Origin of the sequence: Fusicatenibacter sp. (genome assembly GCF_050872605.1) — a bacterium.
Classification (GTDB): domain Bacteria; phylum Bacillota; class Clostridia; order Lachnospirales; family Lachnospiraceae; genus Fusicatenibacter.
In genome coordinates, this window is the sequence record NZ_JBNMHD010000004.1 from 1 (window position 1) to 13,155 (window position 13,155).

9 protein-coding genes are annotated in these 13,155 nt (G+C 46.2%); 7 read left to right on the forward strand and 2 right to left on the reverse strand.

All coding sequences use genetic code 11. The annotated features are described in order from the left end of the window. Positions 1 to 246 precede the first annotated feature (246 nt). From ACY2VT_RS02230 to ACY2VT_RS02245, 4 genes are all read left to right on the forward strand, one after another. Positions 247 to 2,709: a glycogen/starch/alpha-glucan phosphorylase gene (locus ACY2VT_RS02230; RefSeq protein ID WP_055222024.1), complete on the forward strand. Its 2,463-nt coding sequence runs from the start codon at positions 247 to 249 to the stop codon at positions 2,707 to 2,709. Positions 2,710 to 2,916: 207 nt separating this feature from the next. Beyond that, a complete protein-coding gene (locus tag ACY2VT_RS02235; protein ID WP_461878715.1) occupies positions 2,917 to 5,811 on the forward strand; it encodes a hypothetical protein in 2,895 nt (964 codons plus the stop codon). Positions 5,812 to 5,826: 15 nt separating this feature from the next. Then, positions 5,827 to 6,699 (forward strand): 16S rRNA (adenine(1518)-N(6)/adenine(1519)-N(6))-dimethyltransferase RsmA, encoded by an 873-nt coding sequence (gene rsmA / locus ACY2VT_RS02240; protein WP_022461748.1) that lies wholly within the window; start codon positions 5,827 to 5,829, stop codon positions 6,697 to 6,699. A 43-nt stretch (positions 6,700 to 6,742) separates the two neighbouring features. Further along, complete coding sequence (locus ACY2VT_RS02245; RefSeq protein WP_461878716.1) at positions 6,743 to 6,868, forward strand: hypothetical protein; 126 nt, start codon at positions 6,743 to 6,745, stop codon at positions 6,866 to 6,868. 246 nt (positions 6,869 to 7,114) lie between these two features. On the opposite strand, the gene ACY2VT_RS02250 is transcribed toward ACY2VT_RS02245, so the two are convergent. Then, positions 7,115 to 8,266 (reverse strand): ROK family protein, encoded by a 1,152-nt coding sequence (locus ACY2VT_RS02250; protein ID WP_461878717.1) that lies wholly within the window; start codon positions 8,264 to 8,266, stop codon positions 7,115 to 7,117. Between the two features lie 513 nt (positions 8,267 to 8,779). Between ACY2VT_RS02250 and ACY2VT_RS02255 the strand changes: the two genes are divergently transcribed. Both ACY2VT_RS02255 and ACY2VT_RS02260 read left to right on the forward strand, forming a co-directional pair. Beyond that, positions 8,780 to 9,178, forward strand: a complete 399-nt coding sequence (locus tag ACY2VT_RS02255; protein ID WP_461878718.1) for a Fur family transcriptional regulator — start codon at positions 8,780 to 8,782, stop codon at positions 9,176 to 9,178. 170 nt (positions 9,179 to 9,348) lie between these two features. Continuing rightward, the gene (locus tag ACY2VT_RS02260) at positions 9,349 to 9,894 is read left to right on the forward strand and encodes an NADH peroxidase (RefSeq protein WP_022462914.1); all 546 of its coding nucleotides are present in this window, start codon (positions 9,349 to 9,351) and stop codon (positions 9,892 to 9,894) included. 368 nt (positions 9,895 to 10,262) lie between these two features. Here the strand turns inward: ACY2VT_RS02260 and ACY2VT_RS02265 are convergent, their stop codons facing one another. Further along, complete coding sequence (locus ACY2VT_RS02265; RefSeq protein WP_118742093.1) at positions 10,263 to 11,060, reverse strand: MBL fold metallo-hydrolase; 798 nt, start codon at positions 11,058 to 11,060, stop codon at positions 10,263 to 10,265. A gap of 302 nt (positions 11,061 to 11,362) precedes the next feature. Between ACY2VT_RS02265 and ACY2VT_RS02270 the strand changes: the two genes are divergently transcribed. After that, on the forward strand, positions 11,363 to 13,078 hold the full coding sequence (locus ACY2VT_RS02270; protein WP_461878719.1) for an extracellular solute-binding protein: 1,716 nt from the start codon (positions 11,363 to 11,365) through the stop codon (positions 13,076 to 13,078). The last annotated feature ends 77 nt before the right edge of the window (positions 13,079 to 13,155 follow it).

The window sequence follows — 13,155 nt, forward strand, 5'->3', positions numbered from 1 at the left end:
AGCATCATGAAAAACCATGGTGATGAAATTAAATCTGAAGTTCTGGCAGAAGAAATCGTGACTGGAGAGACAAAGGGCTATGAGAAGGAGTGGAATATCAACTCCGAAAAGGTTACCATGGCAGTAGAGCGTATCTAAGAATACTTCTGGATGCGTTTCCACGACGATCGTTAATATAAAAATCAGCCTGCGAGCGGGGATGCAGACAAGCTCTCCGCTCGCAGACTGCTATTGAGGAGGACGCAGATGTTAAACGCCGAGTTCAACAAAGAAACTTTTAAGAACAGTGTCAAAGAAAACGTAAAAATGCTGTACAGAAAAAATCTGGAAGAGGCTTCCCAGCAGGAAATTTACCAGGCAGTCTGCTACGCAGTAAAAGACGTTATTATTGACAACTGGCTGAAAACCCAGAAAGCAATGGATGAGCAGGATCCGAAGATTCTGTACTATATGTCCATGGAGTTCCTGATGGGACGTGCGCTGGGAAATAACCTGATTAACCTGACTGCATACAAACAGGTACAGGAAGCTCTTGATGAGATGGGACTGAACCTGAACCTTCTGGAGGACCAGGAGAGAGATCCTGCGCTTGGAAACGGCGGTCTTGGCCGTCTGGCAGCATGCTTCCTGGATTCCCTGGCTACACTGGGATATCCGGCATACGGCTGCGGTATCCGTTATAAATACGGTATGTTCAAACAGCAGATCCGCGACGGTTATCAGGTAGAAGTACCGGACAACTGGCTGAAACACGGCTATCCATTCGAGCTGAAACGCCCGGAATACGCAAAAGAAGTAAAATTTGGCGGATACGTAGCACAGGAGTATGATGAGGCTACCGGACGCGTAAACTTCGTACAGAAAGATTACCAGTCTGTAAACGCAATTCCTTACGATATGCCAATCGTAGGATACGACAACGATGTTGTAAACACGCTGACCATCTGGGATGCAGAGGCTATTCAGGACTTCTCATTGGATTCCTTCGACAAAGGTGATTACCACAAAGCGGTTGAGCAGGAAAACCTTGCAAAAACCATCGTAGAGGTTCTGTATCCGAACGACAACCATTACGAAGGAAAAGAGCTGCGTCTGAAACAGCAGTATTTCTTTATTTCTGCAAGCGTACAGAGAGCAGTTGCAAAATATAAAAAACATCACGATGATATCACAAAGCTGTATGAGAAGGTTACCTTCCAGCTGAACGATACTCACCCGACCGTAGCCGTTCCGGAGCTGATGCGAATCCTCATGGACGTGGAAGGCCTTGGCTGGGATGAGGCATGGGAGATCACCACAAAGACCTGCGCATACACCAACCACACCATCATGGCAGAGGCACTCGAGAAATGGCCGGTTGACCTGTTCTCCAGACTTCTTCCGCGTATCTATCAGATCGTAGAGGAGATCAACCGCCGCTTCCTGATCCAGGTAAGAGAGCAGTACCCGGGTGATGAAGAGAAAGTCCGCCAGATGGCAGTGATCTACGACGGACAGGTTCATATGGCCCGTCTGGCTATTGTAGGCGGCTATTCTGTCAACGGTGTTGCACAGCTTCATACCGAGATTCTGAAAAAACAGACCTTAAAAGACTTCTACGAGATGACTCCGGAGAAGTTCAACAATAAGACGAATGGTATCACACAGCGTCGTTTCCTGCTTCACGGAAACCCGCTCCTGGCTGACTGGGTAACCGAGTACGCCGGAGACGGCTGGATCACCGATCTGCCGAAGATCGAAAAGATCGCTAAGCTGGCAGATGACACCCAGGCACAGAAGGAATTTATGGAAATCAAATATAAAAATAAAGTTCGCCTGGCAAAATACATCAAAGAGCATAACGGCATTGATGTAGATCCGAACTCTATTTTTGACGTTCAGGTAAAGCGTCTGCATGAGTACAAACGCCAGTTTATGAACATTCTTCATATTATGTACCTGTATGACCGTCTGAAAAAGAACCCGGATATGCCGTTCTACCCAAGAACCTTCATCTTTGGAGCGAAAGCTTCCGCAGGCTATGAGCGTGCAAAAGCAATCATCAAACTGATCAATTCCGTTGGGGATGTCGTAAATAACGATCCGACCATCAAAGGAAAGATCAAAGTTGTATTTATCGAGGATTATCGTGTCAGCAACGCAGAGCTGATCTTTGCCGCTGCCGATGTTTCCGAGCAGATTTCCACCGCAAGTAAAGAGGCTTCCGGTACCGGTAACATGAAGTTCATGCTGAACGGTGCCCTGACTCTTGGAACCATGGACGGTGCAAACGTAGAGATCGTTGAGGAAGTTGGAAAAGAGAACGCCTTCATCTTCGGACTTTCCGCAGATCAGGTTATCGAATATGAGAACAACTACACCTACGATCCGATGAGCTACTTCATCCACGATCAGGACATCCACAACGTAGTGATGGATCTGATCAGCGGAAGATACTCAAACGGCGACACCATGATGTTCCGTGATCTGTATGACTCCCTGCTCACACCGAAGAATGCTCCGCGCCCGGATATGTATTTTACCTTGGCAGACTTCAAGTCCTATGCGGCAGCACAGGAGCGTGTTGAGGATAAATACAGAAATACTTCTGCATGGGCAAGAAGCGCGATCCTGAATACCGCACACAGCGGCAAATTCACATCCGACCGTACCATCCAGCAGTATGTAGATGATATCTGGCATCTGGACAAGATTACTGTCAGAAAGTAATCGGAATCAAATATAAGTAGTTAGGGGACACCTGCTTTTCCGGGAAAAACCGGAGGGGCGGGTGTTCTTTTTTTGATGACCGCTGGAAGGATTTGCATCCCGAAAAATGCCTGCAAAACAGGCATTCTTTTGACATTCTACGGGGAGTGTGGTACACTGTTCGTGTCTATGAACTAAAACAATCTGAAATGTATTGAGGTGAAAAGATTGGATAAAGCTGAATATCAAAGCCGGCTGGAAGAGCTGAACAGTCTGGTAAAAAAAGAGGACTATGAGGGGGCACTTGCAGTTGTAGAAGCCGTTGACTGGCGGCGTGTCAAGAGTCTGCGCACGCTCGGCATGGTAGCGGATGTCTATGAGGCGAACAAACGATATCCGGAGGCGAAGAAGATTCTGCTGATGGCGTATGACCATTCCTCCATCGGAAAGGGCATTCTGTACCGCCTGGTAGAGGTCTCCGTAAAAATGAAAGACTTTGATGAGGCGATTGACTTTTACAACGAGTTTGAAGCAGTCGCACGTCACGATAATTCCCGGTATCTGCTGAAATACAAGATTTTAAGAGGACAGAAAGCGCCGCTTGAGGAGCAGGTTTCCCTTCTGGAGGAATACAAAGAGCGGGAATTTACCGAGAGATGGGCATATGAACTGGCAAAGCTTTACAGCAAAGCCGGAGAGACGCAGAAATGCATCGATGCCTGTGATGAGCTGATCCTGTGGTTCAGCGAGGGCAAATATGTGACAAAGGCAATGGATCTGAAAATGAAGTACGAGCCGCTGTCACCGTCCCAGCAGATCAAATACGAGCATCGTTTTGACTACAAAAAGAATGAAGAGCCGTCCGAGGATCCGGAAGCACTTGAAGTGCGGTTAGCCGGAGAGAGCGGAGCCGGTGAAATGGCTGCGACGAAAGAGCCGGCAGAGGCGCCGGAAGTAAAACCGGTAAACGGCGGTGTGATGAGCCAGTATGTGGCCGGTGAAGAAGAAAAAGAAGCCGGTTCGCCGTACGAAGCATATGAGAAAACACAGCAGGCCGAGGCAGATGCAGAGCAGGTGCAGGAGTACGAAGCACTGCAGCAGACAGAGGAGCCGATCGAGGAGATTCCGGAAGAGCAGGCGTATGCAGACAGCACGCCGACGTACCTTGGAAATACGATCGATCTTCACACAGAGCTTGCAAAGAGCATCCGCGATGTCTTCTCCTTCCGCGGAAAGAAACAGGAAGAGACGGCAGTCGAGGAAGAGACAAGCGAAGAGCCGGTACAGTACGAAGTAAAAGATCTGGAGCCGGAGCAGCTTGATGTAAACGTAGAGGTATCCCCGGATGCCAACACGACGATCAAGACAAGACCGCAGCCAAAACCGAAGGAAAAAGCCGAGCCGGTAATGCCGAAAGCACCGAAGCCGGAGAAGAAATACGAAGAGCCGGACCTCGAAGCACTGTTCCAGGAGACCGCAGCAAACCTGTCGGAGGAAGTTGCGGAGGAAGAAGCAGAAGAGCCGGCTGAGCAGGCAGCAGAAGCCGAAACCGCAGAGCAGCCGATGGATCCGGAGTCCGAGGCAGAGGCACGGGAAGCGGCTGAGGAGCCGCAGGCGGAAGCTGAGCCGGAAGAAGATGCAGAACCGGCAGATGAAGCGGAAACCGAAGAGATCACAGAACCGGCGGATGAGGCTGAAACCGAAGAAGCTGCAGAGCCGATGGATGAAGCTGAGATCGAAGAGATTATAGAACCGGCAGCCGAGGCTGAAATCGAAGAAGCAGAAGTTACAGAACCAGCAGTGGAAGCTGAAACAGAAGCAGCCGAGAAGGCTCAGGCGGAAGCCGAAATTGAGGAAACCGTAGAACCGGCGGAGACGCCGTCCATGGATGCAACGGTTGTCATCCCGGATCTGAAACCGGCAGAGGAGACACGGCTGACCATCGATTTTAGTGAGCTTCAGGCAGCGCTGAACGCAGAAGTGCAGGAAGCTGAAAAAGCATCGGAAATCGAACTGCCGGACGAGCCGGAAACTGCGGAAGCAGAACCTGCTGACGAGCCGGAAAGCGAAACAGAGCCGGAAACCCCGGCCGAGACTGAGCCAGCCGATCCGTTTGAGCCGGCAGGAACCCAGCCGATCGAGATTACCCCGGAGGAAATCGAAATCGAAGTTCCGACCGAGCCAAAGCGTGAGCGCGTATCCGATGCGACGATCAACATGAGCATCGAAAAAACAACGGATGCCACCGTTCAGCTGATCCGCGACAACATTCCGGAAGGAACTGTTGCGAAATCGATTGAAGAGGTGCTCCGCGAGGAGACGCCGGAGGAGGCAAGACTCCGCATCCTGAACGACACCCAGCCGGATAAGCTGAGTGATGAGCAGAAAGCGCTGTTTACTTACTTTGCGAAAGTTCCAGGCATGGATATCCAGATTCTGGATGCAATGCATGGTGTTTATCATTACGCAGGCGACCGTACTTCCCGTCATGGAAACATTGCCATTATGGGCGGATACGGTACTGGAAAAACGAAGCTGTCGGAGGATCTCGTCCGTGCAATCTGTGCTGACTTAAAACTTCCGGCAACGAAGATGGCCCGTCTGGATGCATCTGTTCTGAACAAAAAGGACTGTGCGCAGATTGTTTCAAAGCTGGCGGGAGGTTTCCTCCTGATCGAGCGTGCCGGTCTGATGTACCCGGAGACGATCGAGAAGCTGTCGCAGGCAATGGATTTCCGTACCGACAGTCTGGTTCTGATCATCGAGGATGAGAAGGTCAGCATGAGAGGTCTTCTGCGGAATAACCCTGATTTTGCGAAGAAGTTTGAGACGGTCATTTCGATTCCTGTTTTCACAAACGACGAGCTGGTTACGTTTGCCCGCACGTATGCGCGTGAGAATGGATACAAGATGGACGAGATGGGTGTGCTTGCTCTGTATACACAGATTGGCAACAATCAGAAGGAGGGCGAGCCGATGACGATTTCACAGGTCAAAGATATGGTGGATCGTGCCATCGCCCATGCAGAAAAGGGAACCCGTAAATTCGGAAGACGCATGTCCAGAAAGCATACCGATGCGGACGACCGCGTGATTCTTTACGAGAAAGACTTTGAGTTCTAAATACATGGAGAATTTATGGAGAAAGTAAAACCGTGGCTCGGGGAGCCGCAGAATACAATAGCCGTACTGCAGAAGTACGGCTTTGTATTTCAGAAAAAGTATGGTCAGAATTTTCTGATCGATCCACATGTGCTGGATAAGATTGTAGCCGCTGCAGGTATCGGACCGGACGATTTTGTTGTGGAAATCGGACCTGGTATCGGTACGCTGACGCAGTATCTTGCGTATGCTGCGCGGAGTGTGTGTGCGGTGGAAATTGACAAGAATCTGATCCCGATTCTGGAGGATACGCTGTCGGATTATGATAATGTTGAGGTTATCAACAATGATGTTTTGAAGGTGGATCTGGCGGCGCTGGCGAAGGAGAAGAACAACGGACGGCCGATCAAGGTTGTGGCGAATCTTCCGTATTATATTACGACGCCGATTATTATGGGATTATTTGAGAATCATGTGCCGGTGGATTCGATTACGGTTATGGTTCAGAAGGAGGTTGCGGACCGGATGCAGACGGGGCCGGGATCGAAGGATTACGGGGCGCTGTCGCTGGCGGTGCAGTATTATGCGGAGCCGTATATTGTGGCGAATGTGCCGCCGAACTGTTTTATGCCGCGGCCGAAGGTTGGAAGTGCGGTGATCCGGCTGACGCGTCATGAGGTGATGCCGGTGGAGACGAAGGATGAGAAGTTGATGTTCTCCATTATTCGGGCGTCGTTTAATCAGAGACGGAAGACGCTGGCGAACGGACTGAAAAATTCGGAGCTGCTGCATTTTTCGAAAGAGGAGATTGAGGCTGCAATCACAGCCTGCGGCTGGCCGCTTACGATTCGTGGGGAGGCATTGAATTTACAGGAGTTTGCGCGGTTGACGGATGAATTGTGTAAATAGAGGGGACGCCTCGCCGCCGCCCGTCCGCCCTTGCGTGATGCGCATGGCAGCGGTGGAAAAGGGCATGAAAAAAAGCACCGTTGGCGAAACAGTGCTTTCTTTCATTTTTATTTTTAAAGGAAGGAGAGCCGATTTTCTAATCGGCAATATGAAAAAGAAAATTGTGTAAATAATGTTGGCATTCATTATTTATGCTTTTAGTATACGGGTAAATTATGTTGAAAGCGTGTTCATGTTGTAAAAAAATCATGAACAAATTGTGACTATTCAGAGCCATGCGAAATTTCAGAACAAATTGCGAATCATGTTTGCATGAATGAGCACTTTTTTCTGAAATTTCATATGGCGAGAAGCCACATCAAGATGCAGCGCAGCGGAATCGAGATGGGGCTCTGAACAGGGACTTATTTCTGAGTTACAGGTCCAGCAGCTTAAAGGTGGAAATTCCGAGGAAGTTCCGGGAGCAGAGGCTGATTCCGCCCATGAGGACGGAGACATCCTGCAGGTGAGCCGGGAGGACGTGGAGGTACCAGCGGAGGCGGTTCTGGATTCCGGAGGTGATTTCGTCGATCAGACCTGGGATGTAGTTGGTGAAGGAGCTGTTGATGACGATGACGTCCGGGTTGAAGGTGTGGAGAACCGTGTTCAGGCTGATTCCGATGTAGTGGGTGAAATCCTGCATTACTTTGCGGGCGTTGGGGCTGCCTTCCTGGTAATACTGGATGAAGCGTTCGACGGAGACGTTTTCTAAGCCTTCGGCGGCGGCAAAATCGTTCAGGACGGCGGCTTCGGAGATGTACTGTTCGAGGCAGCCGTGGTTGCCGCAGGGGCAGGGCCGGCCATCGGGGAAGAGGATGGTGTGGCCGAATTCGCCGGCGTAGCCGTTCTGGCCGGTATAGAGTTCGCCGTCAATGAGGATTCCCATGCCGACGCCTTCGTGGATGTTCAGGAAGATCATATTTTTAAAGTGCTCTGCGCAGGCGGCTTCGCCGATGACGGAGAGGTTGGCTTCGTTTTCTACGATGACAGGGACCTGAAATTCTTCTTCGAGGTAGTTTTTCAGGTTGGAGTGTTTCAGATCGTAGTAGGGTGTGAATAAAACGAGGTCGTCGCAGACGACGCCGTAGATTCCGATGGAGATTCCGACGAGGCCGCACGGGGTCTTGGGGAGGTCGGATTTGGTTGTGTGGAGGAGGGAAATCAGGTATTCCTCCAGGGAGAGGGATGGATCAATCGGGTATTCTTTTACAGTACATGATTTTCCCTTCAGATCTCCGGTGAGAATGGTGATCTTTTTTACGCCGAGATCGACGGCGATGATGGAACCGCAGCGATTATTAAAAGTAAGCAGAATCGGTTTTCGACCCATGGAAGTTTTTTCGGCGCTGCCGAGTTCTATGACGAGCTGGCGGTCGAGCAGTTCCTGGACGATGGTGGATACGGTTGCTTTTGTCAGATGCAGCATTTTCGCCAGATCTGCGCGGGAAAGCGGCGGATGGTTGGCGATTGCCTCGAGAACCAGGGCGCGGTTCATGTCTCGTATATATTCCTGATTTCCGGTACTCATAAAAAATCCTCCATTCTGCCGCATTGGCTGTACATCAATCTTAACATAAATGAGAGAGAAATGACAGGGAAAATCGGGGATGGGCAATACGAATAGAAAAATTAACGGAGAAAAACGATTTCTGGACAGAGTAGAGAATAAGGGACAGAATTAGAAATAAAATATGTGATAAATACACAAAGAAAGTATAAAATAATTCTAAAAAATATACAGATTCACAGAAGATTCACTGCATGTTCATAATCTGTTCATAATTAATTGGTATAGTTATCTCAGTTCCAAAGGAACAGCGTGTATGCAATCACTACACAATTAAGATTTTTTCATAATAATAGCCCAGGCGCCGAGAGGTTCCTGGGCACTCCTCGTTTTTGGGGAATTTTTGATCTTGGGACAGACGGAAATCTGTGTAGACAGGGTAGTGATCTTTTTCTTGACTTTTGCGAGAAGCAGCCTTATAGTATAAATATAATAACAATTACTGTTATCGAAAGACACGAAAGGAAAAGAACTATGTCAACACTCAAGTATAGCAGACAAAGAGAAAGCATCAAGGTCTGTCTTCAGGGACGAAAGGATCACCCGACCGCAGATATGCTCTATACCGATGTACGGAAAGAATTTCCCAATATCAGTCTTGGCACAGTATACCGGAACCTGTCTCTTCTTTCTGAATTAGGAGAGATCAAACGCCTTACAACCGGCGATGGCCCGGACCGGTTCGATGGAGATACTTCCACGCATCACCATTTCGTTTGCAGAAAATGCCACTGCGTGACAGACCTTACGATGCGTGACATCAGTGAAATCAAGAATGTGGCAGCGGAAAATTTCAGAGGTACGATCGAAGATTACTCTGTAAATTTTTACGGTATCTGCGAGAACTGCAAAAATCACCCGGGGAACGTATAGCATCCCCAGGAAGAAGGAAAAAATTAAAAATAGGCATTGACAAAAAGGGAAGCTTATGCTAAAGTAATATCAGTAACAGTTACTAATATTAAAAATAAAAAACTGTTATAAAACACAAAATTGGAAATGATAAAATTAAATACACAACAAAAAGAAAGGAAAGAAAGACTATGAAAAAATTTGTATGCAGCGTATGTGGATATGTTTATGAAGGAGCAGAAGCACCGGAAGTCTGTCCGATCTGTAAAGCACCGAAAGAGAAATTTATCGAGCAGGGCGAGGATCTGACCTGGGCAGCAGAGCATGTAGTTGGCGTAGCATCCGATGTTCCGGAAGATATCAAAAAAGACCTGAGAGCCAATTTCGAGGGTGAGTGCTCCGAGGTTGGTATGTACCTGGCAATGTCCAGAGTAGCATTCCGCGAGGGATACCCGGAAGTAGGCCTGTACTATGAAAAAGCAGCTTACGAAGAGGCAGAGCACGCAGCAAAATTCGCAGAGCTTCTCGGCGAAGTTGTAACCGACAGCACCAAGAAAAACCTGCAGATGCGTGTAGAAGCAGAGAACGGCGCAACCGCTGGTAAAACAGATCTTGCAAAACGTGCCAAAGCCCTGAATCTTGATGCAATCCATGACACCGTGCATGAGATGGCAAGAGACGAAGCAAGACACGGAAAAGCATTCGCTGGTCTGCTGGCTAGATATTTCGGTAAATAAAAAATTTTTAGTAGAGTAAATTTATTGAAGAGAGAATGGAGAAATCTGTTCTCTCTTTTTGTGCGTTTTTTCTGCAGTTCCTATGTCTTTTTCGTGTACAGCTGTTTTTTTGATAAATCCCAAGGAAGAAAATGTGCTTTTAATTTTAAATGGAGAGCAGTGTGAACAGGATATTTGCAACACAAAATGTCGGCAAATAATACCGATTTAATGCCGGAAATAATACAGTGCATGGGACATTAAGTAAAGAAAAGCTGATAAGCTGGGATTTTTATGATTTATTCACAGCTTATCAGCTAATACACATCAATTATTGAGACAGTTGTATATTGAACAATGTTGAAAAAACATAATAGAGTAATCTGATTTTATTCTTCTATTCGTTTTTTGTCATAGCAGATAAAGGTATAAGTTCCATTATCTGCGAGAGGATGTGTTTCACCAGAAAAAACAAAATTGCGATCCGTAACATTTCCAGAACGAATATCCTGACATACTTTGAGCACATCTTCTAAAGTGGTTGGCTTGGAATCTCCATTTCCATGTGAGATCAGGACTCGGTCATATTTTCCGGCAATTTTTTTCTGTAGCGCTCGTAAATTTTTTTCATAGGAAGCAAGTCCCGTGGAAAATTTGTCAAACAGGAATAAAAATGGATTGCAGGCATCACCGAGAAGAATTGTCCGCTCTTCCGGAATCAGCATGACAACACTGCCCAGGGTATGACCGGGTAATTCATAAATAACAACATGAATTCCACCAAGCTCAAAAACATCACCTTCCTGCAGATTATGAAATTTTTCAAATGGAGCAGATGGTATCATATCTGTTTCTTTGATAAGCCCTTTTTCAGGACACAATCCTTTCGCGCCTTCCAGACGGAAGCCTTTTTCAGAATGAAGCTGATATACGGATTTATCCTTATGATTCAGATAAATTTCTTCAAATTCATTGGCACCCATGGCGTGATCTACATGACCGTGGGTTATCAGGACTTTTAATGGCTTGTTAGTCAGGTTATGGATACAGTTTTTTAAACTATAGAATCCGCATCCAGTGTCGATTAGGACAGCTGCTTTGCTACCTTCAATCAGATACATAAATTCTGTGCAGAATCCATGAATTCTTGTAATGTGTTCTGAAATTTTTTCAGTTTTAAATTGCATAGTAGAACCCCCATTCTTTTTGCTTTAAATCTAAGTATAGCATAGAAATTAGTTGAAAAGTTGTTGAAAAACAGCAAAAACATAGGAATAAATTTATAAAAACACAGTATAGAAAATGTGTATGTGTCAAAGAACACAAAAAAATATAAAAACAAGATCAAAAATATCATATAAAACAAAAAGCATATTTGATATACTGAGATTATTCAAAATCATATGAGTTTGTAGAAACTGAAATTTGCAAATTTAAAAGGGAGAATTCTTATTGTCTAATATCAGACAGGGTTTTAAAGGAGGTTTTTATGAAACGAAAAATAATATCAGTGATGCTAACGGGCACTATGATCGCAGGAATGCTTACAGGCTGCGGTTCAGACAGTAGCAGTAAAAGCAGTTCAAGTGTAATTTCCGGGTCGTCAGAAACTGAAACGGAGACTACAGAAGCAGACGAAAGTGATGATAAGACACCAGTCACATTTGAATATTTCAATGCAGACGGCAAAAATGGAAATTGGGATAATCCGGTAGCAAAAGCGATCACAGAGGCGACTGGTGTTACGTTGGATGTCAGCTATCCGGTTGCATCGCAAGGAGATGCAAAAGAGGATGTTGCGTTGATGATTGCAAATGATGAATATCCGGATCTGATTTATGCAAAATCAAATGCAACGGATCTGTATGCAGCCGGTGCCTTAATTGATATGACAGATCTGATTGAAAAATACGGACCTAATATAAAAAAAATGTACGGAGATGAGCTGGAAAAATTACAGTGGAGTAAAGATGATCCGGGAATTTATCAGCTTTCTTATGCGGGTGTAAATCAGAAAACACTGACAACAGGAGGAACCTGCCAGATCCAGTGGGCTGCACTGAAAGAGAATGATTACAAATATCCAAAAACAATAGATGAATATGAAAAAATGATCAAGAGCTATTTGGCAGCTCATCCAAAGACAGAAGATGGTTTGGATATGATTGGAATTACTATGAGTGCAGCAGACTGGCATTGGCTGATTACACTGAGTAACCCGGCAGGCTTTATCGCAGATGCAGCGCCGGATAATGGACAGTGGCTGATTGATGATGACTATACAGTACATTTAAAAACGGTTACGCCGGAAGAAAAAGAGTATTTTAGATGGTTATGCCGTATGTACAATGAAGGAATTCTGGATCCGAATTTTGCAACACAGACGGATGATGACTATATTGCAAAGGTTGCCAGCGGCCGTGTTGTTGCCTTGACAGATTCAGAATGGCACTATAGTCAGTGTGAAACAGCATTGATGGCTGATGGAAAAGTAGATCAGACATATGTTGGACTGCCGGTAACCTTAAGAGAGGATCAGGTCTGCAAAGCTCTTTTGTATCAGGGAACAACGGTCGGATATGGAATGGCAATTACAAAAAGCTGTGAGGACCCAGTTCGTGCAATCAAATTCATAGATTATCTGTGCTCGGATGAAGGACAGATTTTATATCATTGGGGAATTGAAGGAGAAAATTATTTCCTGGACGAAAATGGAAAGCCGTATCGTACCGATGAAGAAGTTGCCAAAGCACAGTCAGATCCAGACTATCATAAGAACACAGGTATTGATAACTATACTGGATTTCCAATCTATGGAGCAGGTTCTTACACTGAGGATGGATTCCCGTATACTCCAACGACGAAGGAATCTGTGATTGCAAATTATAACGAAGCGGAAAAAGCCGGATGCGAGGCAATGGGAATCGAAATGCTGACAGATATGTTTCCGCAGCCAGAAGAATTTGAGCTTCTTCCATATTCTGCACTCTGGGCATATCAGCAGCCACAGGAGCTGACCGAGCAGCAGAATACAATTTCAGATATTACTTGGCCAGGGCTGGTAAAATGTGTTTCGGGTACAGAAGAGGAATTTGACGCAAATTGGGACAACATGGTAAACGAACTGGAAGAAAATGGTCTGGCGGATACAGAGAAGGCTGTTACTGAATTCCTTGCTACGAAACTTGTGAATACTGATAAATGAAAAATCTAAATTTCCCGGCTATACTGGGAAGAATAGAGTAGTTGAAAACGTTGATGATTGCAATAAAAACGCCAAAC

Coding starts and splice junctions, on each gene's coding strand:
- ACY2VT_RS02230 (WP_055222024.1), top strand. CDS start 247: ATGTTAAACGCCGAGTTCAACAAAGAAACTTTTAAGAACAGTGTCAAA.
- rsmA (WP_022461748.1), top strand. CDS start 5,827: ATGGAGAAAGTAAAACCGTGGCTCGGGGAGCCGCAGAATACAATAGCC.
- ACY2VT_RS02245 (WP_461878716.1), top strand. CDS start 6,743: ATGGCAGCGGTGGAAAAGGGCATGAAAAAAAGCACCGTTGGCGAAACA.
- ACY2VT_RS02250 (WP_461878717.1), bottom strand. CDS start 8,266: ATGAGTACCGGAAATCAGGAATATATACGAGACATGAACCGCGCCCTG.
- ACY2VT_RS02255 (WP_461878718.1), top strand. CDS start 8,780: ATGTCAACACTCAAGTATAGCAGACAAAGAGAAAGCATCAAGGTCTGT.
- ACY2VT_RS02260 (WP_022462914.1), top strand. CDS start 9,349: ATGAAAAAATTTGTATGCAGCGTATGTGGATATGTTTATGAAGGAGCA.
- ACY2VT_RS02265 (WP_118742093.1), bottom strand. CDS start 11,060: ATGCAATTTAAAACTGAAAAAATTTCAGAACACATTACAAGAATTCAT.
- ACY2VT_RS02270 (WP_461878719.1), top strand. CDS start 11,363: ATGAAACGAAAAATAATATCAGTGATGCTAACGGGCACTATGATCGCA.